The sequence below is a fragment of the Sphingobium sp. B8D3A genome (assembly GCF_025961995.1).
GTDB lineage: Bacteria > Pseudomonadota > Alphaproteobacteria > Sphingomonadales > Sphingomonadaceae > Sphingobium.
In genome coordinates, this window is record NZ_JAOQOS010000001.1 from 1,075,621 (window position 1) to 1,098,723 (window position 23,103).

The 23,103-nt window shown below is 64.7% G+C and carries 23 protein-coding genes; 11 read left to right on the plus strand and 12 right to left on the minus strand.

Going from position 1 to position 23,103, the window contains the following annotated elements:
- Window positions 1–20: 20 nt before the first annotated feature.
- The 3 genes from M2342_RS04845 to gmk form a co-directional block, all read right to left on the minus strand.
- Window positions 21–473 (minus strand): YaiI/YqxD family protein, encoded by a 453-nt coding sequence (locus M2342_RS04845; RefSeq protein WP_264578255.1) that lies wholly within the window; start codon window positions 471–473, stop codon window positions 21–23.
- The gene (locus M2342_RS04850; protein ID WP_264578256.1) at window positions 470–2,269 is read right to left on the minus strand and encodes a DEAD/DEAH box helicase; all 1,800 of its coding nucleotides are present in this window, start codon (window positions 2,267–2,269) and stop codon (window positions 470–472) included. The genes M2342_RS04845 and M2342_RS04850 overlap by 4 nt, the downstream gene beginning before the upstream one ends.
- Before the next feature lie 192 nt (window positions 2,270–2,461).
- Window positions 2,462–3,142: a guanylate kinase gene (gene gmk / locus M2342_RS04855; protein WP_181558811.1), complete on the minus strand. Its 681-nt coding sequence runs from the start codon at window positions 3,140–3,142 to the stop codon at window positions 2,462–2,464.
- Between the two features lie 397 nt (window positions 3,143–3,539).
- Here gmk and M2342_RS04860 point away from each other — a divergent pair, with 397 nt between their 5' ends.
- Both M2342_RS04860 and M2342_RS04865 read left to right on the plus strand, forming a co-directional pair.
- Complete coding sequence (locus tag M2342_RS04860) at window positions 3,540–3,743, plus strand: Flp family type IVb pilin (RefSeq protein WP_264578257.1); 204 nt, start codon at window positions 3,540–3,542, stop codon at window positions 3,741–3,743.
- Window positions 3,744–3,854: 111 nt separating this feature from the next.
- Window positions 3,855–4,043 (plus strand): flagellar FlbD family protein, encoded by a 189-nt coding sequence (locus M2342_RS04865; RefSeq protein ID WP_181558812.1) that lies wholly within the window; start codon window positions 3,855–3,857, stop codon window positions 4,041–4,043.
- Window positions 4,044–4,062: 19 nt separating this feature from the next.
- On the opposite strand, the gene M2342_RS04870 is transcribed toward M2342_RS04865, so the two are convergent.
- The 4 genes from M2342_RS04870 to lepA form a co-directional block, all read right to left on the minus strand.
- The gene (locus tag M2342_RS04870) at window positions 4,063–4,389 is read right to left on the minus strand and encodes a hypothetical protein (protein ID WP_264578258.1); all 327 of its coding nucleotides are present in this window, start codon (window positions 4,387–4,389) and stop codon (window positions 4,063–4,065) included.
- Between the two features lie 190 nt (window positions 4,390–4,579).
- Window positions 4,580–4,774: a hypothetical protein gene (locus M2342_RS04875; protein ID WP_181558813.1), complete on the minus strand. Its 195-nt coding sequence runs from the start codon at window positions 4,772–4,774 to the stop codon at window positions 4,580–4,582.
- 40 nt (window positions 4,775–4,814) lie between these two features.
- Window positions 4,815–5,129, minus strand: a complete 315-nt coding sequence (locus M2342_RS04880) for an alkylphosphonate utilization protein (protein ID WP_181558814.1) — start codon at window positions 5,127–5,129, stop codon at window positions 4,815–4,817.
- Window positions 5,126–6,946, minus strand: coding sequence for a translation elongation factor 4 (gene lepA / locus M2342_RS04885; RefSeq protein ID WP_264574541.1), 1,821 nt, complete (start codon window positions 6,944–6,946; stop codon window positions 5,126–5,128). Before lepA ends, M2342_RS04880 begins: the two co-directional genes overlap by 4 nt.
- Window positions 6,947–7,157: 211 nt before the next feature.
- Between lepA and M2342_RS04890 the strand changes: the two genes are divergently transcribed.
- Complete coding sequence (locus M2342_RS04890) at window positions 7,158–7,919, plus strand: CsgG/HfaB family protein (RefSeq protein ID WP_264574542.1); 762 nt, start codon at window positions 7,158–7,160, stop codon at window positions 7,917–7,919.
- A gap of 167 nt (window positions 7,920–8,086) precedes the next feature.
- Entirely contained in the window at window positions 8,087–9,385 is a 1,299-nt protein-coding gene (locus M2342_RS04895; RefSeq protein WP_264578259.1) for an FAD-dependent oxidoreductase, read from the plus strand.
- 31 nt (window positions 9,386–9,416) lie between these two features.
- Here the strand turns inward: M2342_RS04895 and dnaN are convergent, their stop codons facing one another.
- Complete coding sequence (gene dnaN, locus M2342_RS04900) at window positions 9,417–10,529, minus strand: DNA polymerase III subunit beta (RefSeq protein ID WP_181558834.1); 1,113 nt, start codon at window positions 10,527–10,529, stop codon at window positions 9,417–9,419.
- A 172-nt stretch (window positions 10,530–10,701) separates the two neighbouring features.
- On the opposite strand from dnaN, the gene M2342_RS04905 reads away from it, so the two are divergent.
- Window positions 10,702–11,217 carry a hypothetical protein gene (locus M2342_RS04905; protein WP_264578260.1) on the plus strand — a complete coding sequence of 172 codons (516 nt, stop codon included), beginning with the start codon at window positions 10,702–10,704 and terminating at the stop codon, window positions 11,215–11,217.
- 85 nt (window positions 11,218–11,302) lie between these two features.
- Window positions 11,303–12,898, plus strand: a complete 1,596-nt coding sequence (locus tag M2342_RS04910; RefSeq protein WP_264578261.1) for a M28 family metallopeptidase — start codon at window positions 11,303–11,305, stop codon at window positions 12,896–12,898.
- An 11-nt stretch (window positions 12,899–12,909) separates the two neighbouring features.
- Here the strand turns inward: M2342_RS04910 and M2342_RS04915 are convergent, their stop codons facing one another.
- Window positions 12,910–13,182: a PepSY domain-containing protein gene (locus M2342_RS04915; protein WP_264578262.1), complete on the minus strand. Its 273-nt coding sequence runs from the start codon at window positions 13,180–13,182 to the stop codon at window positions 12,910–12,912.
- A 260-nt stretch (window positions 13,183–13,442) separates the two neighbouring features.
- On the opposite strand from M2342_RS04915, the gene rlmN reads away from it, so the two are divergent.
- Window positions 13,443–14,711, plus strand: coding sequence for a 23S rRNA (adenine(2503)-C(2))-methyltransferase RlmN (gene rlmN / locus M2342_RS04920; protein WP_264578263.1), 1,269 nt, complete (start codon window positions 13,443–13,445; stop codon window positions 14,709–14,711).
- Between the two features lie 9 nt (window positions 14,712–14,720).
- Here the strand turns inward: rlmN and M2342_RS04925 are convergent, their stop codons facing one another.
- Window positions 14,721–15,344, minus strand: coding sequence for a flavin reductase family protein (locus M2342_RS04925; RefSeq protein WP_264578264.1), 624 nt, complete (start codon window positions 15,342–15,344; stop codon window positions 14,721–14,723).
- Window positions 15,345–15,462: 118 nt separating this feature from the next.
- Here M2342_RS04925 and M2342_RS04930 point away from each other — a divergent pair, with 118 nt between their 5' ends.
- From M2342_RS04930 to M2342_RS04940, 3 genes are all read left to right on the plus strand, one after another.
- Entirely contained in the window at window positions 15,463–16,698 is a 1,236-nt protein-coding gene (locus tag M2342_RS04930) for an SAM-dependent methyltransferase (RefSeq protein ID WP_264578265.1), read from the plus strand.
- Between the two features lie 107 nt (window positions 16,699–16,805).
- Window positions 16,806–19,037 (plus strand): catalase/peroxidase HPI, encoded by a 2,232-nt coding sequence (gene katG, locus M2342_RS04935; protein ID WP_264578266.1) that lies wholly within the window; start codon window positions 16,806–16,808, stop codon window positions 19,035–19,037.
- Between the two features lie 410 nt (window positions 19,038–19,447).
- Window positions 19,448–20,665, plus strand: coding sequence for an argininosuccinate synthase (locus M2342_RS04940; RefSeq protein WP_264578267.1), 1,218 nt, complete (start codon window positions 19,448–19,450; stop codon window positions 20,663–20,665).
- A 78-nt stretch (window positions 20,666–20,743) separates the two neighbouring features.
- Here M2342_RS04940 and M2342_RS04945 read toward each other — a convergent pair whose 3' ends face one another.
- The gene (locus tag M2342_RS04945) at window positions 20,744–20,887 is read right to left on the minus strand and encodes a hypothetical protein (protein ID WP_181558843.1); all 144 of its coding nucleotides are present in this window, start codon (window positions 20,885–20,887) and stop codon (window positions 20,744–20,746) included.
- A 105-nt stretch (window positions 20,888–20,992) separates the two neighbouring features.
- A complete protein-coding gene (gene amyA / locus M2342_RS04950) occupies window positions 20,993–22,480 on the minus strand; it encodes an alpha-amylase (protein WP_264578268.1) in 1,488 nt (495 codons plus the stop codon).
- A gap of 229 nt (window positions 22,481–22,709) precedes the next feature.
- On the opposite strand from amyA, the gene M2342_RS17045 reads away from it, so the two are divergent.
- Window positions 22,710–23,072: an RNA repair transcriptional activator RtcR family protein gene (locus M2342_RS17045; protein ID WP_319801080.1), complete on the plus strand. Its 363-nt coding sequence runs from the start codon at window positions 22,710–22,712 to the stop codon at window positions 23,070–23,072.
- Window positions 23,073–23,103: the final 31 nt, after the last annotated feature.

Consider the following 23,103-nt stretch of genomic DNA (forward strand, 5'->3'; position numbering starts at 1 on the left):
CGTAACGCGGACCCTGGCCCTCAGCGCGACCGCTTCAGCCGCACGATCGTCTCATCCAGCGCCGAAAGAAAGCGTGAACGGTCGGCTTTGCTGAACGGCGCCGGGCCGCCGATGATGTCGCCGCCGGCGCGCAGATCGGCCATGATGGCGCGGGTCGCGATGGCGCTGCCGATGGAGGCGGTGGTGAAGGGCTTGCCGGTCGGGGCGATCACGCTTGCGCCGGCTTTCAAGCAGCGATCGGCAAGCAGAATGTCCGCGGTGACGCAGATCGTCGCCGGGCCGGCCTGTTCGGCGATCCAGTCATCGGCCGCGTCGAAGGCGTCGGACACGACCACCCGCTCGACCAGCGGATGATCGGGCACGCGGATGCGCTGGTTGCTGACGATCCTGACCGGCGTCTCATGCCGAAATGCCACCCGGTAGATTTCTTCCTTCACCGGGCAGGCATCGGCATCGACGAGGATCGCGATCATCTATCCTTGCCGGGCTTCTTCTGCGCGAAGGGCTTGGCGCCACCCTTCCACTTGTTCGGGCCCTTCTTCTTGCCGGCGCCATGCGGGCCGGGCTGGGCCTGGTCCGGGCGGCCGCCATGCGGTCCGCGCGCGGCGGGTGCGCGATAGGGCTTGGGTGCATGGACGGGGCGGGCATTGTCGCGGCGATTGCGACGCGCTTCCTCGCGGGGCTTGCCGTCGGTCGGCTGGATGTCGACCTCGTCATCCTCGCTGGCGGTGCGGCGCACGGCATCGAGGAAGCGGGCAGCGACGCCGCCCGCGACCTCGAACAGCGTTTCCTGCGCCGCGATGCGGATCGCGCCGATCTCTGTGCGGCTGATGTGGCCGCGCCGGCAGAGCAGCGGCAGGATCCAGCGCGGATCGGCATTCTGATTGCGGCCGACATTCAGGCGGAACCAGGCGCTCTGCTCGAAACCGGGGCGGGGACCGCGCGGCTCGGCGGGGGCATCGCTCCCCAGCAGATCTTCGGGCTCGGGCAGGCGCGCGCGATAGGCATGGGCCAGCATCGCGGCGACATCTTCCGGGCTGCGCTCGGCGAGCAACTGGCGGCCCAGCTCATGATCCTGCTCGCTCAGCTCGACCGGGGCGCGCAGCGTTTCAAGCAGGCGCTGGGTATCGGCGCGGCGAATGTCGTCGGCGGAAGGCGGCGAAATCCAGTCCGCCTGGATGCGCGCGCCGCGCAGCATCGATTCCACCCGGCGGCGGCGCGGATAGGGCACGATGAGCACGGCGGTGCCCTTCTTGCCCGCGCGCCCGGTACGGCCGGAGCGGTGCTGCAGCGTCTCGGCATCGCGCGGAATCTCGACATGGACGACGAGGCTCAGCGTCGGCAGGTCGATCCCGCGCGCGGCCACGTCGGTTGCGACGCACACGCGCGCCCGCCGGTCGCGCAAGGATTGCAGCGCCTGATTGCGCTCATTCTGGCTATGCTCGCCGGAAAGGGCAACGACCGCGAAGCCGCGCTCGACCAGCCCGGCATGGAGGTGGCGCACATTGTCGCGCGTGGCGCAGAACAGCATCGCCGTCTCGGCTTCGTGGAAGCGCAGCAGGTTCACCACGGCATGTTCGATGTCGGCCGGCGCCACAGCGATCGCCTGATAGCTGATGTCGCCATGGCCGCGCTCCTGCGTCACCGTCGAGATGCGCAGCGCGTCGCGCTGATAGCGCCGGGCAAGCGCCACGATGGGGGCCGGCATGGTCGCGGAGAAGAGCAGGGTGCGGCGCTCCTGCGGCGTGCCGTCGAGGATTTCTTCCAGATCCTCGCGGAAGCCCATGTCGAGCATCTCGTCGGCTTCGTCCAGCACCACCGCGCGCAGGGTGGAGAGGTTGAGGGCGCCGCGTTCCAGATGGTCGCGCAGGCGACCGGGCGTGCCGACCACGATCTGCGCGCCGTGCGAGAGCGCGCGGCGCTCCTTGCTCGCATCCATGCCGCCGACGCAGGTGGCGATGCGGGCGCCGGCCTTGCCATAGAGCCAGATCAGCTCGCGGCTGACCTGCAGCGCTAGTTCACGGGTCGGCGCGATGATCAGCGCCTGCGGCAGGCCGGGCGGCGCCATGCGCTCGCCATCTTCCAGCAGGTCGGTGGCAATGGCGAGGCCGAACGCCACGGTCTTTCCCGATCCGGTCTGCGCGGAGACAATGAGGTCGCGGCCATGCGCCTGCGCCTCCAGAACTTCGGCCTGAACGGGCGTGGGGTCGGCATAGCCGCGCTCGGCAAGGGCGTTGGCGAGAAGAGGGGGGAGTGTGGAAAAGGGCATGTATCTCGCTAATCAAAAAAGAGTGGAGCGGTGGACCATCGTCGCCGCAAAGCCTGTTTCAAAGGCCTCATCTGCGCGCGTCATCCTGTTTGGTGGTCCGCCTTATGCGCCCCCCATACAGATATGGAGGGCATCTGGCTTGCAAAGTTTTGCGTGGCCGGGCCGATGACCCCTGCGGGGCCGGGCTGAGGGCTAGATTTCCTCGCGATCGAGCTTGCGGATGAAGCCGATGATGCCGGTCTGCCGGTGGCGCTTGAGCCGTTCGGCCTGCAGGATCGTGAGCACCTTGGCGAAACAGGCTTCGGCATCGTCATTGACGAGCACATAATCATAGCCGTCCCAGTGCGCGATTTCGCTGTGTGCGCGCGCCATGCGTCGCTCGATCACGTCGTTGCTGTCGGTACCCCGTCCGCGCAGCCGCGCTTCCAGCTCGATCATCGAGGGGGGCAGGATGAACACGCGGACGACATCGCCGCCGGCCAGCTGGTGGAGCTGCTGGGCGCCCTGCCAGTCGATATCGAACAGCACGTCGTGCCCGGCTTCCAGCATCCCTTCCACCGGCGCGCGCGGCGTGCCGTAGCGATGATCGAACACATGCGCCCATTCGAGGAATTGATTGTCGGTCACCATGGCGCGGAACCGCTCGAGGTCGACGAAATGATAATCCTTGCCGTCGACTTCGCCGGGCCGCATCGGCCGGGTGGTGGCGGAGACGGACATGGTCAGGCCCGGATCATGCGCCAGCAGCTTGCGCGAGATGGTGGATTTGCCGGCCCCGGAAGGGGAGGACAGCACGAAAAGCATCCCCCGGCGCTTGAAGGATGCGGGCTGGGCAAGTGGATCGGCGGAAACGGGATCGGTCATGTCGGCCATGCTTGCTCCTGCCGTGAGTCTGCCGCCACGTCAATTGGCGGACTGAGACTTGGGCGGAGGAATCGCCTCCGCGCGGCCAGTCTGGAGGGCTTTTTGTGTGGATCGGTCGTCTTCCAACGGCTTCGTTAAGCGCACGTAAAGCCAGCCGGTGCTATGGGTTATGTCATTGGAGGATGACATGATTATGCGGATTCTCCGCACCGAGCGCGGAGCAAAGGCTTTGGAACTTGGGCTGGTAACCAGCCTCACCGGTATCGCGGCATTGATTGCCGTGGCTTCACTCGGTTTGGGCTGACGGGCCTTCCGCCCTCTCAGGCCAATGTCATCTGGCGCTTTCTCTTTACCACCTCTCCACCATTTGCGGCGACGTTGAACCGGCACATGTGAGGAGTGCCCCATGCCGCGTCAGACATCACCTGCTGTTGACCGTGACCTGACGCCCTTTGCTCGGCTGCGGGCAAATGAGCGCGGTGCGACGGCAGTGGAATATGGGTTGATCGCGGCGCTGGTGTCGCTGGCCTGCGTCATGGCGTTTCTGTCGCTCGGCATCAATCTCTCCGAGCTCTTCTTCGGCATCAGCAACAGCCTGTCGGGCCGATAAGGCGCGAGAAGCGGCAGCCCGCCGGATATTTTCCACCTTCGCGCGACGAGCAATTGCGTGACGCGAGAATGCGCTTAGGCTGTCCCCAATCATAAGCAGGAGAGCGTGCCCATGTTCGTCAAGTTTACCAGCCCGGACCGCGCCCCCGTCGCCGTCAATGCGACGCAGATTTCGTTCATCTCCAATGTCGGCGAGGGCACCCGCATTCGCTTTGGCGAAGGCCGCAGCGTGACGGTCGTCGAGCCGCTCGACGAAGTGATCGACCGGCTGAACCGGACCAACCAGCTACCCGAAAGCTAGGGACTAGCGCGCCGAGACTTCAGCTGCCCGCGTTGAGGTTGATCGGAGGAGCAAGCGGATTGGTCTCATCCGGGTTGGCTTGGTTTGCACCCGCACCGCTCGCTTCGCCCGACAAAGCGGCCGCGATCATCGCTTCCCAAATCTCTTCATTGCCTGCGCTGGCCATTGCCGCGTCCGGCTCGCGCATCGTGCGGAGCACTGCGCGCGCGTCCTCGAGGCAATCTTCCCATTCCAGGTCCACAGATCGGCTGGCGCTCGGCTCGGTGCCATCGGCATTCTCGCTCAGCCGCAGTCCGGCGAGCACGCGCGCAATGCGCTCTATCAGGGGCGTATGGGAAATGGGCATGGGGACATCCTCCAGCATGGTCTCGCACAGGGGCACGCGGCCGCCGCGGACGCGACATGCCCACAACAGCTTTGTGCCACTTCCATCTCGCTTGGGAGCTGGCCCTGATGAGACGCTTGTGCGCCCAGAAGGTTGCTGAACGCTCACTCGGATGGGCGCCATTTGCTGCTGGCAGGATTAGGGGCCGCGCCTAACGCAGTTTCGCGATCGTCAGCCCGTCCGCCTTGGCGCGGTCCTTCACCGATTCCTCGCTGCGGGTCAGTGCCTTGGCGATGGCTTTCAGCGCCATGCCCTTCTTCGCCAGCGTGTGCAGCTTGTCGATCTCGGCGGCGGTCCAGGGCTGGCGATGCCGCTCGAAGCGTCCGCCTGCGTCAGTCTTTGCCATCAGGCTGCACTCCTTTGCGATGGGCGGCCCGGTACCGCGCTCACCGCTTCTTCACGAACTCAGCGCGCAGCACCAGCCCCTTGATGCCCTCGTAGCGGCAGTCGATTTCCTGCGGGTCACCGGTGAGGCGGATCGACTTGATCAGCGTCCCGCGCTTGAGCGTCTGCCCCGCGCCCTTCACCGTCAGATCCTTGATCAGCGTGACCTGATCGCCATCGGCCAGCAGATTGCCGACTGCGTCGCGCACTTCCACCGCATCGGCCGCGCCCTGCTTGGCGGCCAGTTCGGAAGCCGGCAGCCACTCGCCGCTGGCTTCATCGAACACATAATCCTCGTCGCTAGTCTGCTCGCTCAACTGTCGTCCCCCATTTTGAGCGCGGCGATGAATGCTTCCTGCGGAATCTGCACGGAGCCATATTCGCGCATCCGCGCCTTGCCCTTCTTCTGCTTCTCCAGCAGCTTCTTCTTGCGGGTTATGTCGCCGCCATAGCATTTGGCGGTCACGTCCTTGCGCATCGCGGCGATGGTCTCGCGCGCGATCACCTTGCCGCCGATCGCCGCCTGAATGGGGATCTTGAAGAGGTGGCGGGGGATGAGGTCCTTCAGCCGCTCGCACATGTGGCGGCCGCGCTCCTCGGCGACGCCCCGATGGACGATCATGGAGAGCGCGTCGACCGGCTCGTTGTTGACGAGGATGCTCATCTTCACGAGGTCGCCCTCGCGCAGGCCAATCTGCTCATAGTCGAAGCTGGCATAGCCTCGGCTGATCGACTTCAGCCGGTCGTAGAAGTCGAACACCACTTCGTTGAGCGGCAGTTCGTAGCTCACCTGCGCGCGGCCGCCCACATAAGTGAGGCCGGTCTGGATGCCGCGCCGGTCCTGACAGAGCTTGAGGATGCTACCGAGATATTCGTCCGGCGTGTAGATCGTCGCCTTGATCCAGGGCTCGTCGATCTGCTCGATGCGGCTGGGGTCGGGATAGTCGGCCGGATTGTGCAGCAGGATCTCGCGCGCGTCCTCGGTCTTGGATTTGCGCAGCTGGATGCGATAGACCACCGACGGCGCGGTGGTGATGAGGTCGAGGTCATATTCGCGGGTCAGCCGCTCCTGGATGATCTCGAGGTGCAGCAGGCCGAGGAACCCGGCGCGGAAGCCGAAGCCCAGCGCCGCGCTGCTCTCCATCTCGAAGGAGAAGCTCGCGTCGTTGAGGCGCAGCTTGGCGATGCTCTCGCGCAGCTTCTCGAAGTCCGCCGCATCGACCGGGAAGAGCCCGCAGAACACCACTGGCTGCACTTCCTTGAAGCCGGGCAGGGGCGTGGTCGCGCCGTTCTTCACCGTGGTGATGGTGTCGCCCACGCGGGTCTGCGTGATTTCCTTGATCTGCGCGGTGATGAAGCCGATTTCGCCGGGGCCAAGCTCCGGCAGCGTCTCGATCTTGGGGCGGAAGCAGCCGACGCGGTCGACCAGATGCTCCGTGCCGCCGATCATGAACTTGATGTTCTGGCCCTTCTTGAGCACGCCGTTGATGACGCGCACAAGGATGACGACGCCGAGATAGGGGTCGTACCAGCTGTCGACCAGCATCGCTTCCAGCGGCTTGTCCCGGTCGCCATTGGGGGCGGGGATTTTCTTGACGATTGCTTCCAGAATCTCGTCAATGCCGATGCCGGCCTTGGCGGAGGCGAGCACCGCCTCGCTGGCGTCAATGCCGATCACGTCCTCGATCTCCGCCTTCACCTTCTCGGGCTCGGCGGCGGGCAGGTCGATCTTATTGATGACCGGCACGATCTCATGATCATGCTCGATGCTCTGGTACACATTGGCCAGCGTCTGCGCTTCCACGCCCTGCGCGGCATCCACGACCAGCAGCGCGCCTTCGCATGCGGCGAGGCTGCGCGAGACTTCATAGGCGAAGTCGACATGGCCCGGCGTGTCCATGAGGTTGAGCTCATAGGTCTTGCCGTCGCTCGCGGTGTAATCAAGGCGCACGGTCTGGGCCTTGATGGTGATGCCGCGTTCCTTCTCGATATCCATGTTATCGAGCACCTGCGCGGTCATCTCGCGATCCGAGAGTCCGCCGGTGCGCTGGATCAAGCGGTCGGCAAGGGTCGACTTGCCATGGTCGATATGCGCGATGATGGAAAAGTTACGGATGTGGGCGAGGTCAGTCATTGCGCGCCGATAGCAGGCGGAAGGGTTCCGGCAAAGCCTTCTGAAAGAGGGCCCGCCGCGACCATTTCATACAAGACATAAGAGGCGCCGCCTGTCATGCGCCGCCGCCGTGCAGTCGTTAACCTTGTGCCGGCATTTTGCTGTGATAAACAGCGGGCCTTGTGGTTCGGCAGGGGCGTCGACTGCATAATCCTTGTGGGTGAGGTAATACATGAAACTATCGATCAAACTGGCGCTGGCGCTGTCCGCGATCGGCCTGGTGGTGCAGCCGGCCATGGCGCAATCCTCGGGGCGCAAGGCGCAGGACAAAGGCACGCGCGAAATCCCGCGTTGCACCAAGAATCTGGGCACCGTCGCCATCGTCGAGCCGGACACGCAGTGGTGGCGCGAGCTGAGCCTCGGCAGCCCCGAAGCGATCCTGCGCATCTTCATCCAGCAGTCCGGCTGCTTCACGCTCGTTAACCGCGGGCGCTCGATGCAGAACCGCGCGATGGAGCGCGCCCTGGCCGACCAGGGTGAGCTGCAGGCCGGCAGCAACATCGGGCGCGGTCAGGTGAAGGCGGCGGACTATTTCCTCCAGCCGGACATCGTGACCTCCAACAAGAATAGCGGCGGCAACGCTCTTGGCGGCATGCTGGGCGGCTTCCTGGGCCGTAGCACGTTCGGCGCGCTGGCCGGCGGCATCAACATCAAGAAGAGCGAAGCCAATGTGACGCTCTCCATCGTGAACGCGCGCACCACGGTCGAGGAAGCGATGACCGAGGGCTATTCGCGCAAGTCGGATCTGAGCTTCGGTGCCGGCGGCGGCGCGGGCTGGTGGGGCGGTTTTGCCGGCGCGGCTGGCGGCGGCTACCAGAACACGGATATCGGCCAGGTCATCGTGCTGGCCTATCTGGATGCCTATACCAAGCTGGTGACCCAGCTCGGCGGTCTGCCCGCCAATGCCTCGGCAGCAGCGCCCGCTGCACGCTGAACGGCATCGGTAAATCGATCTGAAAGGGCGGGCCGAATGGTCCGCCCTTTTCGTTTGGGCGCGCCTATCGCTCCACGGGCGTCGCTCTCATGCGCACGGCCCTTGCCTCGCGCGCAGCCTCGGCTAGGCTGCCCCCCGCAAGACACATTTTCTGGAGAGGCCGTTCCATGCGTCATATCGCCATCATCGGGTCTGGCCCTGCCGGCTATTATACCGCGGAAGCCTGTCAGAAGCAGTTCGGCGAGGATGTGGCGATCGACATCATCGACCGGCTGCCTGTTCCCTTCGGCCTTGTTCGCACGGGTGTCGCGCCGGATCACCAGTCCATCAAGGCCGTATCCCGCCGCTATGAAGCCGTGGCCTTGACCGACACGGTGCGCTTCGTCGGCAATCTCGTCATCGGGCGCGACGTGTCGATCCCGGAACTTCAGGGCCTTTACGATGCCGTGATCCTCGCCACCGGCGCGCCGTCGGATCGCCCGCTGGGCGTGCCCGGCGACGATCTGCCCGGCGTCATCGGCAGCGCCGCTTTCGTCGGCTGGTATAATGGCCATCCCGATCATGCCGATCTCGCACCGCGGATCGACGAGCGGGATGTGGTCATCATCGGCAATGGCAATGTCGCGCTGGATTGCGCCCGCATCCTCGCCAAGACCGCGCGCGAGCTTGAGGAGAGCGATGTCGTCGCTCATGCCTATGACATTCTCAAAAAGGCGCAGCCCCGCTCGATCACCATCTTGGGTCGGCGCGGCCCGGCGCAGATTGCGATGACCCCCAAGGAGCTGGGCGAACTCGGCCGGCTGGAGCGCGCCTCCGTCCATGTCGACCCCGCCGATCTGCCGCCCACGTCGGTGGATGAGGCGCTGGAGCCGGGACAGCGCAAGTCGCTGGCGCTGCTCCGCCAGTTCGCCGAGCCATCGCCCGAGAAGGTGGTTGCGATCCGGTTCGATTTCTTCGTCGTTTCCGAGCGCGTGGAGGGGGAGGGGCGCGTCGAGCGGCTGGTGCTGGAGCGGACCCGGCTCGATGCGCAGCAGCAGAGCATCGGCACCGGCGAGCGTGTGACCATGCCCGCCGATCTCATCATCAGCTGCATCGGCTATCGCACGCCGCCCATTCCCGACGTGCCCTATGACGAGGCGCGCGGCCGCTTCGCCAATGAGGAGGGCCGCATTCGCCCGGGCCTCTATTGCGTCGGCTGGGCGCGGCGGGGGCCGAGCGGCACCATCGGCACCAACAAGCCCGACGGCTTCCTGATCGCCGAAGCCATCGCTGCCGACCAGCCCGCCGCCGCCGGCAAGCAGGGCCGGGCTGGCCTGGACGCGCTCATTGCCGAGCGCGATCTGGAGATCGTCACCTTCCGTGATTGGCAGAAGATCGACGAAGCCGAAATCGCCCAAGCCCGCCTCGGTGCCCCGCGCGAGAAGTTCGTGCGGATCGCGGATATGGTGAAGGCGAGCAGAGAGTAAAGCGGGTGCCTATCAGCGCCCGCCCTTATGGTTAGACCCGCATCGGCATCAGCACGTAAAGCGCCGGCGCCTTCTCATTCTCGCGGATGAGCGTCGGCGCGGCGGCGTCGGCGAGGTGGACTTCAACCGAGTCGCCTTCGACCTGTCCGAGAATGTCGAGCAGATAGCGGGCGTTGAAGCCGATCTCGATGGGCGCGGCGCTGTAGTCGCCGGGCACTTCCTCGGCGGCAGTGCCGTTTTCCGGGCTGGTGACGGAAAGGGTGATCTTGTCCTTCTCCAGTGCCATCTTCACGGCGCGGGTCTTCTCGGTGGCGATGGTCGCCACGCGGTCCACGCCTTCCTCGAAGCTGCGCGGATCGATCTTGAGCAGCTTGTCGTTGCCGGTCGGGATCACGCGGCTGTAATCCGGGAAGGTGCCGTCGATCAGCTTGCTGGTCAGCACCGCATTGCCAAGGTCGAAGCGGATCTTGGTGGGCGAGAGGTCGATGCGCACGCTGCCGTCCACTTCATCGAGCAGCTTGCGCAACTCGGCGATGCATTTGCGCGGAATGATGATGTCCGGCATGCCCTCGGCACCATCGGGGCGCACCACCGTCACGCGGGCGAGGCGGTGGCCATCGGTCGCGGCGGCCTTCAGCACCGGGGCGGGGTCTTCCGCGACGTGCAGGAAGATGCCGTTCAGATAATAGCGCGTCTCCTCGGTGGAGATGGCAAAGCGCGTCTTGTCGATGATCTGGATGAGCGAAGCGGCCGGCAGCTCGAAGCTGGTGGGCAGCGCGCCTTCCGCGATGATCGGAAAGTCGTCGCGCGGCAGGGTCTGCAGGTTGAAGCGCGCACGCCCGGCCTGCACGAGCATCTTGCCCTCGGCGGCTTCCAGGCGGACCTGGCTGCCCTCGGGCAGCTTGCGCGCGATGTCGAACAGGGTGTGGGCCGAGACGGTGGTGGCGCCCGGCGTTTCCACCTGCGCCTGCACATTCTCGACGATTTGCAGATCGAGGTCGGTGGCCATCAGCTTGATGGCGCCGTCGCCGGTCGCGTCGATCAGCACGTTCGAGAGAATCGGGATCGTGTTGCGCCGCTCCACGACCGACTGGACATGGCCGAGGCTCTTCAGGAGCGTCGCACGTTCGATGGTGGCCTTCATCCCTCTGGTGTCCGTTTCTTATCCGGTTGATGGAGTCGGAGCGAAGGAGTCCGCTCTTGGAGCCTCATTCCTTATCGAAATTGCCGCATGGGGCAAGTCGCCCCGAGAAAAAAGCGCGCGTCCACCCGGCGCCGTCTTGTGTTCGCGGGCGCGTTACGCTTTGTCCGGCGGCATGACGCTCACCTGCCCTGTCCGCGCGCTCGCTCTGCTGCTGATCGGCGCCGCGCTTGCCGCGGCCGGCAACGCGCGGGCGCGGGACGTGCTCGGCGTGTTCGAGGGCTGGGGCGCGTTCCGGGATCCGAACGCCCAGCGCTGCTTTGCTATGGCCCAGCCGATGGCCGGGGGCTGGGAAGCATCGCCCTGGCGCCCGTTCGCCGCCATTGGCTACTGGCCCCGCGCCGGGCTGCGCGGACAGGTGAATATTCGCCTCAGCCATCAACTGGCCAAGGATACGCACGCGGTTCTGTCCCTCGGCGGCAGGCAGTTCGCGCTGGTTGGGTCCGAGGCGGATGTCTGGGCGGCGGATGCGGCAAGCGATGCGGCGATCATCGCCGCGATGCGCACCAATCGGACGATGAGCATCTCCGGGCGGGCACGGGCAGGCGGGCGCTTTACCGATCGCTATGCCCTGGGCGGTGCCGCCACCGCCATCGACGCGGCGGCGTTGGCCTGCGCGCGGCGACGTTAAGCCCGCTTTCCCGGTCCCGCCATGCGTTGACAGCGCTCTTGTTGCATTGCAGCATACGACGCATCGTCCGGGGAGACCATGCTTCATGTTCTATCGCCACGCCCTAGGGGCAGTCATTGGCTGCCTGATCGCCGCCCCACTGGCTGCGCAACTGCCCGACCCATCCCCTGAGCGGATCAATGCCTGGTGGGGCCATGTCGAGGAACTTGCCAGCGATGCCAATGAAGGGCGCGGAGCCGGCACGCCGGGCTATGATCGTGCGGCCGATTATGTCGTCGAGGCCTTTCGCAAGCTTGGGGCGCAGGCGGCGGGAACGGACGGCTATTTTCAGCGTGTCGATCTGGTTGAGCAGCGCTTCGATCAGCCGGCGAGCACGGCGGTACTCAAGCGCGCGTCGGGCGATGTGGTTCTGGCGACCCCGCAGGATCTGTTCTTCCGTGGTAACACGCCCATGCCGGCCAGCATCGACGCGCCACTGGTCTTTGCCGGCTATGGCCTCTCCATAGCCGAGGCCGGTCATGATGATTTCGCGGGGATCGACGTCAAGGGCAAGGTGGTGGTCGTGCTGTCCGGCGGCCCAGCCGACATTTCGGGCGCGCTGAAGTCCGATGCGCGCTCGGCGCGCGCGAAGCTGCTCGCTGAGCGTGGTGCCCTGGGAATGATTGCGCTCACCACCCCCAAACAGGTCGAGATCCGGTGGGATCGGCAGGTCGGCAATGCGAGCCTTTCCTCCATGTATCTGGCCGATCCGGCGCTGCGCGATGTCTCGGTGCCCTTCATGATGGCCACCCTCTCGCCGGAAAAGGCCGGTCTGCTGTTCGAGGGCACGGGGCAGAGCTTCGAGGCGCTGTCCGCCCTGTCGGACGCATCGGCGTCGCTGCCCCTCTTCGATCTGCCGGGCCGCTTTGCCGCGACGATCAAGGCGACCCAAAAGCCGCTCAGCAGCAACAACATCATCGCGGTCCTGCCCGGATCGGACCCGGCACTGGCCTCGGAATATGTCGTCCTTTCGGCGCATCTGGACGGCTATGGCATCGGAGCGCCGGTCAATGGCGATGCCATCTATAACGGGGCGTTCGATAATGCCGTCGGCGTCGCCAGCATGATCGAGGCGGCCAGGGCGCTGGCGGCGGCGCCCCAAAAGACCCGCCGCTCGATCCTGTTCGCCATCGTTACCGCAGAAGAGAAGGGCCTGCTCGGCTCGCGCTATTTCGCCAGTCATCCGACGGTACGGGCCGGATCGATCGTGGCGAACATCAATCTGGACATGCCGCTGCCGATCTTTCCGCTGACCAGCATCACGCCCATCGGCTATGAGGAGAGCACGCTCGGCGCTCATGCGCAGGCGGTGAGCGAGGCGATGGGCCTGCCCATCGTCCCCGACCCCAAGCCGGATCGCAACGTGTTCATCCGGTCGGATCAATATAGTTTCATAAAGCAGGGCATCCCGGCGCTCTTTCCCAAATATGGTTTCAAGGTCGGCACGCCGGAGGAGGCGGTGGAGGCCGCGTGGCGCGCGAACATCTACCATTCTCCTCAGGATGATCTTCTGCAGCCGGTGATGAAGGCCGAGGGCGTCAAGCTGACCGACTATGTCATGGCGCTCACCCAGCGCGTCGCCAACGCGCCAGAGCGCCCGCGGTGGCTGGAGACGAGCTATTTCAAGCGCTTTGCGAACTAGTCAGCCCGCCGTCAGTCTCGTTCGCGGCGGACGATCGCGTAGGTTTTCGGGGCGAGATGGAGATCCCATTGCTGGTCCTGCGCATCGCGCGCGTCATCGACCTCCCAGCGGTTGTCGTCGATGTCGAACTCGATCTCGTCCCAGCTTTTGAAACCCGCGTCGTGCAGCACAGCCGTGATGGCCTTCGCCTCCTCCGGGGTCGGGGCACGGTCCGCGGCGAGGGCGGGTGTCGCGCAGCCGAGCGAGGCCAGGGCGGCGAGGGGGAGCGGGAACGCGAACTTCATGGATCAATCCTCCGATAGGCGCCGAAGGACTCCACGGCGAATGGCGTACGTGGAATGATGTGCTTCGGGCGCGGTGGGGCGTCCGACATCACGCTTGCCAGCAAGCGCCAGAGGGGCCCGGACGACCAGAGCGTAACGGCTCCTTGCTCGCCGGGTTCCCGCAACGACGGGAAATCCGGTTTCGTATGGGGATGGTCTGCCGGCATCGGGGTTGGTGAACGCCACTGGCGCAAGCTCCAACATGCGATTATATGCGCCCCATGCCCCACACTGCGACGCCCCTCATGCCGATCCCCGGCCATGTCGATCCTGTGCCGGTCCCCCGCGCCATCACGCCGCGCGAGGACGGGCGGGTCGATCTCGTTGGTCTCTCCCGCGCCCAGATCAAGGCTGAGCTGAGTGCGGCCGGTCTCGATGAGAAGCAGGCGAAGCTGCGCGCCAAGCAGCTGTTCCACTGGCTCTATCATCGCGGCGAGACCGATTTCGAGCGGATGACCGATCTGGCCAAGCCGATGCGTAGCTGGATGGCCGAGCGCTTCATTGTCGGGCGGCCCAATGTGGTGGAAGCGCAGATCAGCTCGGATGGCACGCGCAAATGGCTGCTGCGTTCCGACGACGCGCAGGATTATGAAATGGTCTTCATCCCCGATGCGGACCGGGGGACGCTGTGCGTCTCCAGCCAAGTCGGCTGCACGCTCAATTGTCGCTTCTGCCACACCGGCACGATGCGTCTGGTGCGCAATCTGACGCCCGGCGAGATCGTCGGGCAGGTGATGCTCGCGCGCGATGCCCTTGGCGAGTGGCCAAAGGGCAGCATGGCCGGCTTCGGCGAGGTCGAAGAGGAAGAAGACGACGACGCGCCGCAGTACAGCCCGGACGGGCGCCTGCTCACCAACATCGTGATGATGGGCATGGGCGAGCCGCTCTACAATTTCGAGCATGTCCGCGATGCGCTCAAGGTGGTGATGGATGGCGACGGGCTGGCGCTCTCCAAGCGTCGCATCACGCTCTCCACGAGCGGCGTGGTGCCGATGATGGCGCGCGCTGGCGAGGAAATCGGCGTCAATTTGGCCGTGTCGCTCCATGCCGTCACCAAGGAGGTGCGCGACGAGATCGTGCCGCTCAACCGCAAGTTCGGGCTGGAAGAGCTGCTCCAGGCCTGTGCCGACTATCCCGGTGCGAATAATGCCCGTCGCATCACGTTCGAATATGTGATGCTCAAGGACAAGAATGACAGCGATGAGGATGCGCGCGAACTGGTCCGTCTGCTCCGTCACTATCGTCTGCCGGCCAAGGTGAACCTCATTCCGTTCAACCCCTGGCCCGGCGCGCCTTATGAGTGCTCGACGCCCGAGCGCATCCGGCGCTTCTCGGACATCGTGTTCGAGGCGGGCATTTCCGCGCCGGTGCGCACGCCGCGCGGTCGCGACATCATGGCCGCCTGCGGGCAGCTCAAGTCCGCCAGCGAGAAGAAGAGCCGCGCCGAGCTGGATCGGCTCGCGGCCGAAAAGCAGGCCGCGCTCGGCTGAGCCGAGGGTTCAGCCGGGGCGCTTCATCAGGAACTGCGTGTCGGGCCGGATTTCGTAATAGTCGGCCGGACCTCCGCCCCGCGCCACCGGCACCGCATCGGTGGTGCGATAGATGCCCTCATGCAGGCAGGCCGGATCGATGTGGATGTGCACCACTTCGCCAAAGACCATGACATTGCCGCTTTGCGCGCCGGAAAGGCCACGCAGCGGCACGATGTCTGTCACCCGGCATTCGAACTGCACCGGACTGGCCGCGACGCGCGGTGCCGCGATCTCCACCGAGGCGAGCGGTTCAAGCCCAGCGAGCGCGAATTCGTCGACATCCGGCGCGACCTCTGCCGATGTGGCGTTCATCGCCTCGGCCAGGGAGCGGCCGACCAGGTTCCAGGTGAAGACGCCGGTCGCGCGGGCGTTGGTCATGCTGTCCTTCACGCCGCTTGATGAGAAGCCGATGATCGGCGGGCTGTAGGCGAAGAGATTGAAGAAGCTGTAGGGCGCGAGATTGGGCACACCGGTCGCGCTGACCGTCCCGATCCACCCGATCGGCCTCGGCGCGACGATGGCATTCAGCGGATTGTGCGCCAGCCCATGACCATCGGCCGGGCGGTAGCTGTGGAAGCTGGGGGTGGTCATGATCGTCTCATCTCCGACGGGCCGAGGCAGCGGAATAGCAGATGGACCGGTCAGGGAAAGCGCCCGCTCTTCGTGAAAGGGGGTGACCGAACGATCCGCCGCGCTATAAACGCGCGCCATGAGAATATTGGGTCGCCTGCTCGGCAAGATCATCAGTCAGGGCACATTGACCATCCGCTATGCGGATGGGTCTCAGGAAGTGTTGGGAACAGCCGTGAGGGGCTGGCCGGACGTCGCCATCCGCTTCACCGATGATGCCGCGGCGCGCGCCATCCTCACCAATCCGGCGCTCGGTGCGGCCGAGGGGTTCATGGATGGCAAGCTCATCATCGAGCAGGGCAGCATCTGGAACCTGATCATGCTCGTCGCGGCCAATTCGCCTTTGGAAAGCGGCAAGACGCTCGATGAGCCGAGCCTGCTCGGCTGGCTGGGGGAGCGGATCAAGCACTGGCGCGACAATTACAACAAGCGCAGTCGCTCCAAGGCCAATGTCGCGCATCACTATGATCTGTCGGATAAGCTCTACGCGCTGTTCCTCGACAAGGACCGGCAATATAGCTGCGCCTACTTTACCGACCCCGATGCAGTGAGCCTGGAGCAGGCGCAGATCGACAAGAAGGCGCATATCGCCGCCAAGCTCGATCTGAAGCCCGGTCAGCAGGTGCTGGATATCGGTTGCGGCTGGGGCGGCATGGCCCTTTATCTCAACCGCGTGGCGGATGTGGACGTGCTCGGCGTCACCCTGTCCGAGGAGCAGCTCAAGGTCGCGCGGCGCAGGGCGCAGGAGGCGGGCGTCGCCGATCGCGTCCGCTTCGAGCTGATCGATTATCGCGATGTGAACGGCACGTTCGATCGCATCGTCTCGGTCGGCATGTTCGAGCATGTCGGCGTGCGCCATTATCGCGAGTTTTTCCGCACCTGCCACAATCTGCTGAAGCCGGACGGGGTGATGCTGCTGCACACCATCGGCCGCCTCAATGGCCCGTCATCGACGGATGGCTTCATGCGCAAATATATCTTCCCCGGCGGCTATGCGCCGGCGCTGTCGGAGATCATGGAAGGCAGCGAGCCCAACCGCCTGCTGCTCACCGACATCGAAGTGCTGCGCATGCATTATTACTACACGCTCGAGCATTGGTATCAGCGCACGCTTGCGGCGAAGACGGAGATCGTCGCGCTGTATGACGAGCGCTTCTTCCGCATGTGGACCTTCTATCTGGCAGCGGCAGCGTCCGGCTTCCTCTACGGCAGCCAGACGATCTACCAGCTCCAGTTCGTCCGCAAACGCCACACTCTGCCGATCACGCGGGACTATATGGCGCAGGCCGAGGCACGCTATCGCGCCAAGGGCTGATCCTTGATCGAAAATCTAGCTTTCAATAACGAAGTTTAATCGCTGTTTCAGGCGGCCGCTGTTCGATAATCTCCCCTCAATGAATTTTGATCGGGAAGGATATTGAAATGGACGCGAAAACAAGTGGTTCGCCGTCGGGTTGCCCGATGAAGACGTCCGCAGCCATGCGCTCGCTGCTGGGCCGCACCAACCGGGACTGGTGGCCCAACCAGCTCTCGCTCGAAATTCTCCAGCGAAACGGTCTTTCCACCGACCCGATGGGGGACGATTTCGACTATGCCGCAGCGTTCAAGACGCTGGATTATGAGGCCGTCAAACGCGACCTCCATGCGTTGATGACGGACAGCCAGCCCTGGTGGCCGGCGGATTACGGCCATTATGGCCCGTTCTTCATTCGCATGGCGTGGCACTCGGCGGGCACCTACCGCACCGGTGACGGTCGCGGTGGCGCCAATAGCGGGCAGCAGCGTTTCGCCCCGCTCAACAGCTGGCCGGACAATGCCAATCTGGACAAGGCCCGCCGGCTGCTCTGGCCGATCAAGCAGAAATATGGCGCCAAGCTGAGCTGGGCGGACCTGATGATCCTCGCCGGCAATGTCGCGATCGAATCGATGGGCGGTCCGGTGTTTGGCTTCGGCGGCGGCCGGGCCGACGTGTTCGAGCCGGAGAAGGACATCTACTGGGGCACCGAGGAGCAGTGGGTGGGCCAGGAAGGCAATCTCACCCGCATCGACGAGGCCGAGGGCCGCGCGCTGGAGGATCCGCTCGCCGCGATCCAGATGGGCCTCATCTACGTCAATCCGGAAGGGCCGGGTGGCAATCCCGATCCGCTCCAGTCCGCACGGGACATTCGCGAGACGTTCAAGCGCATGGGCATGGACGATGAAGAGACAGCTGCCTTGACGGCCGGTGGCCACACCTTCGGCAAGGCGCACGGCGCGGGCGATGCCTCCAAGATCGGCGCCGAGCCGGAAGGCGCAGACATCGCGCAGCAGGGCCTGGGCTGGCAGTCGAGCCATGAGAGCGGCATCGGCGATCATACGATCACCAGCGGCATCGAAGGCGCGTGGACGCCGACGCCGATCAGCTGGGACATGAGCTATTTCGACATGTTGCTCGACCATGAGTATGAGTTGGTGCGCAGTCCCGCCGGCGCGAAACAGTGGCAACCGGTCGGCAATCCGCCCGAGACGCTGGCCCCGGCCGCGCACAATCCTGCCAAGCATGTGCCGACGATGATGACCACGGCGGACATGGCCTTCAAGATGGACCCCGCCTATCGGGTGATCATGGAGAAATTCCGCGCGAATCCGGACTATTTCGCGGACTGCTTCGCACGGGCCTGGTTCAAGCTGTGTCACCGCGACATGGGGCCGAAGGCGCGCTATCTCGGCCCGGAGGTGCCGGCCGAAGACCTGATCTGGCAGGACCCGATCCCCAAGGCCGACCATGGGCCGATCGACGCCGCCGATGTGGCAGCGCTCAAGGAGAAGATCGCGGCATCAGGCCTGTCCGTGGCCGAGCTTGTCACCACCGCCTGGGCCTCGGCCTCGACCTATCGCGGCTCGGACCATCGCGGCGGCGCCAATGGCGCGCGCATCCGCCTTGCGCCGCAGAAGGACTGGGAAGTCAATCAGCCCGCGCAACTGGCCCGCGTCCTGAATGTCTATGAGGGCATCAAGGCGGACTTCGATGCGGAGGCATCGGGCGGGAAGAAGGTGAGCATTGCCGATCTGATCGTGCTGGGCGGCAGCGTCGGCATCGAGCAGGCCGCCAGGGCAGCCGGGCACGCAGTGACCGTGCCGTTCATCCCCGGTCGCACCGACGCCGTGCAGGACTGGACCGATGCCGAGAGCTTCGCCGTGCTGGAGCCCAAGGCAGACGGCTTCCGCAATTATCTCCAGGTCCGCTTCAGCGTGCCGACCGAGGAGCTGATGATCGACCGCGCCCAGCTTCTGCGGCTGAGCGCGCCGGAGATGACGGTGCTGGTCGGCGGGCTGCGCGTGCTCGGTGCCAATCACAATGGTCGCAAGGAAGGCGTGCTGACGGATCGTCCCGGCCAGCTGACCAACGACTTCTTTGTGAATCTGCTCGACATGGGCACGGCGTGGAAGGAAGTCGATGATCGCGGGGACGAGGTGTTCGTCGGCACCTGCCGCAAGACGGACACGGAGAAGTGGACCGCGACCCGCACCGATCTGGTGTTCGGATCGAACTCCCAATTACGGGCGCTGTCGGAGGTCTATGCGTCGTCCGACGCTGCCGACAAGTTCGTGGCCGACTTCATCGCGGCCTGGGTGAAGGTGATGAACGCCGACCGGTTCGATCTCGCGGCATAATCCCTCTTCCATGACGGATGCTTCGCCGCCCGGCTCCAGACATGGGGCCGGGCGGTTTGATTGAGGCCAGCGCAAAACTGCCGTGGTCTGCCGGATGCTGGGGAATTTCGGGAGGCGATAGCTGCCCCGGCAGGAGGGGGGTGCCGGGGCAGCAGGTGCTCGCGCGGCCGTGGGGAACCGGCGAGCAATGGACGCAGGCTGCAGGCTGCGTTCCGAGGTTGACAATAATGCCACCCGTTCAAGAACGAAAATCGATTAAAGTCGTCTCAATGATCGATCTTACCGATGATTGGCGGCGGGCTGCCAGCGGATTGGCGCGCCCGGCGTCCCTCACAGGTTGCGCGTTTTGAGTGACGCTGATAGGCGACCGGCCTGATCCTCGACCTCCAGTTCGAAAGACCCCTGTCGCCATGTCCGACACCATCAAGCGCGTTGTTCTCGCCTATTCCGGTGGCCTCGATACCAGCGTCATCCTCAAGTGGTTGCAAATCCATTATGGCTGCGAGGTCGTGACCTTCACGGCCGATCTGGGACAGGGTGAGGAGCTGGAGCCGGCCCGACAGAAGGCGCTGAATGCCGGCGTGAAGCCCGAGCATATCTTCATCGACGATCTGCGCGAGGAATTCGTGCGGGATTATGTCTTCCCGATGATGCGCGCCAACGCCATGTATGAGGGGCTGTATCTGCTCGGCACCTCCATCGCGCGGCCGCTGATCGCCAAGCGCCAGATCGAGATTGCCAAGATGGTCAATGCCGACGCGGTGTCCCACGGTGCGACCGGCAAGGGCAACGATCAGGTGCGGTTTGAGCTGGGCTATTACGCGCTCCAGCCGGATATCAAGGTCATCGCCCCCTGGCGCGAATGGGATCTGACCTCGCGCACCAAGCTCATCGAGTGGGCCGAGCAGCACCAGATCATGGTGCCCAAAGACAAGCGCGGCGAGGCGCCCTTCTCCACCGACGCCAACATGCTGCACACCTCCTCGGAGGGCAAAGTGCTGGAAGATCCGTGGGAGGAGGTGCCGGACTATGTCTATTCGCGCACCGTCAATCCCGAGGATGCGCCGGACACGCCGGAATATATCACTGTCGATTTCGAGAAGGGCGACGGTACGGCCCTCAATGGTCAGGCGATGAGTCCGGCCACGCTGCTGGAAGCCCTCAACGAACTGGGTCGCAAGCACGGCATCGGCCGGCTCGATCTGGTCGAGAACCGCTTCGTCGGCATGAAGTCGCGCGGCATGTACGAGACGCCGGGCGGCACCATCTATGCGCTGGCGCATCGTGGCATCGAGCAGTTGACGCTGGATCGCGGCGCCGCCCATCTCAAGGACGAACTGGCGCCGCGCTATGCGGAACTGGTCTATAACGGCTTCTGGTTCTCACCCGAGCGCGAGATGCTGCAGGCAGCAATCGACCACAGCCAGCTGAAGGTCGCGGGCACGGTCCGCCTCAAGCTCTATAAGGGCAGCTGCATCGTCGTGGGCCGCAAGTCGCCCAACTCGCTCTACAGCGAGAAGGTCGTGACGTTCGAGGATGATGCGGGCGCCTATGATCAGCGGGATGCGGCTGGCTTCATCAAGCTCAACGCCCTGCGTCTGCGGTTGCTCGGGCGCCGCGACATTTAAGGAATGTGGGCCGGCCGCGTCCGGCCCCACTTTTCTGCGCGTAACGGGTCTTTGCGTAAAAGCGCATTCAGGCCGTCGTCAGCTCTGGGCCGAGCCCCAGAAAAGAACCACTGCCATCACAATCACCGCAAGCACGAGCGAGATGCTCAGCACATAACGGACGATGTGCGGCGTCTGGCCGGCACGGGCGTCTTCGGTGGTCTTGTGAACCTCATCTTCCATCTGAGAACTCCTTTCAATTGAGCCAACGCGCGATGTTGGAGGGTCGTTCCTGAGCATTGGTCGCCTCGGAGTTCCCAAAAGGGCAATGCGCTGGCGCTGAGCCCCTCAAAATGCGTCGCTGCGCACCCACACGCTCACGCTTCCGCCATTCACCCGCGCGGTCAGCCGTCCCTCGTCGTCCGACCAGATTTCTTCCTCGCAATGCCCGAGATAATCGCGGAAGCCCGCGCCGGCATGGTCCGGGCCGAGATCGAAGACCTTGGTGGCATCGCCCGCATTGGTGAGCAGCACGACGCAGCCCGGCGCATCCCCGGTGCCGTGGCGGATGAAGCCGATGGCATGGGGGTCGTCGAACAGGTCGGTCTGCGGGCCATGCGCGAAACGCTGCCGCGCTTCGATCAGCTTCTCGAGGCCGTCAATCGGCGGCATCTCGACCTCATGAGTCTCGCCATCGCCGCCCGTATCCTTGTACCGCGCGCCATAGAGATCGGGATAGAACACGCACGGCACCCCGGCGTCGCGCAGCAGGATCAGCGCATAAGCCAGCGGACGGAACCAGGTCTCGACGGGTGCTTCCATGGCCTGCAGCGCCTGGGTGTCGTGGTTTGCCACGATCGTCACCGCCCGGTCCGGGGCCACCGCCACCAGCGAGCCGTCGAAGATCGTCCGCATGTCGAACGCGTCGCCCGCGCACGAGGCCTCGTGAAAGCGGTGATGCAGGGCGACGTCGAACAGGGCGAGCTGATGATCGACCCGGTCGAGATAGGTTTGCAGGGCGGTCATGTCCGGGTGCCAATATTCGGCGACCACGAACAGATCGTCCGCCACGCTCTCCCGCATATGCCCTACCCAGTCGCGGAAGAACCAGGCCGGGATATGCTTGGCGGCATCGAGGCGGAAGCCATCGACCGGAAGCTGCTCGGCCAGCCAGCGGCCCCAATATTTCAGCTCTTCATAGACGGCGTTGTTGCGGAACTCGATGTCCGATCCCATCAGATAGTCGAAGTTGCCGAGTTCCTCGTCCACCTCGGCGTTCCACTCGCCATCGCCATAGTCGTTGACGAGCTTGAAGACGCCATTTTCATTGGGCTCGTCGAGATGGTCCACGCCGCTGAAGCAGCGGGCATCCCAGATGAACTTGGAATAGGCGCCATTGCGCCCCGGGAAGGTGAAGCGCGTATAGGCGCGCGCCTCGAAAGCTTCGTCCTCGATCTCGGTGCGGTTATCCGGATTGACCCGGCGCACGCGCACCTGCTCCGTCTCATCCCCGCCCATCTTGTGATTGAAGACAACGTCGTGGATCACCCGCAATCCGGCATCGCGCAGGGCAGCGCAGGCCCGTTCGAGCGCGGCGCGATCGCCATATTTGGTCGCCACCGTGCCCTTCTGGTCGAACTCGCCGAGGTCGAACAGGTCATAGGCATCGTACCCAACCGAATAGCCGCCCGCCGCCCCCTTGCCGGCCGGTGGCAGCCAGACATCGGTGATGCCGATGCCCGCCAGGCTGGCGCTCTTGTCAGCCACCTCATCCCAATGCAGCCCTCCATCCTGCGTGTACCAATGGAAGAACTGGATCAGGGTGCGTGGCGGCATAACAGTCCGATCTTTGGCTAACGAGCCCAGGATCGGCTCCACGCCGTAACGAAGGTTGGCGGCGGACGTTCCAGCCACAGTGAAAGCGCCCACGCCGGGCGCTGAGGCGAACATTCAACGCCACTTTGAATAAGACGGTTTAGGCCCTCGTCACCACGACAATGTGCATGGGGGCCGACGCTGGGGTAGGGCCAAAAGCTAAGCAACCAGTTGGCCGCTGCGCGTCCGGATGCGCGGTACCCGCGCCAGGCCGCTGAGGGCAGTGGGCCGTCTGTCCGCTGGGTCGGACATCCGTAACGGCGGGGTACGAAATGCGAAGGGCCTGCAAGTCGCCATTCCAGCGTTCGAGGCGAGCTACGATATCGTCGATGGTTGGCCCGTCGACCGGACTGCCATACAGGTAGCGAAACGTGCGCAGCTCGTCCTTCGGCACAGCAACGGCTTGCGACCCGGTTCATGTGCCGAAAGCCAAGGTCATGGCCGTCTTCTCCACATCACCACCGGCGCACACGTCGCGCAGATCTGCCTCTTCCTTCTGACCGAGGCGCGCTACCTGCCGGGGCGCCTGCTCCAGACCAGCAGAGCTGTCTAAAAGTGCTTACAGAGTCAGAATCTGTGACCCT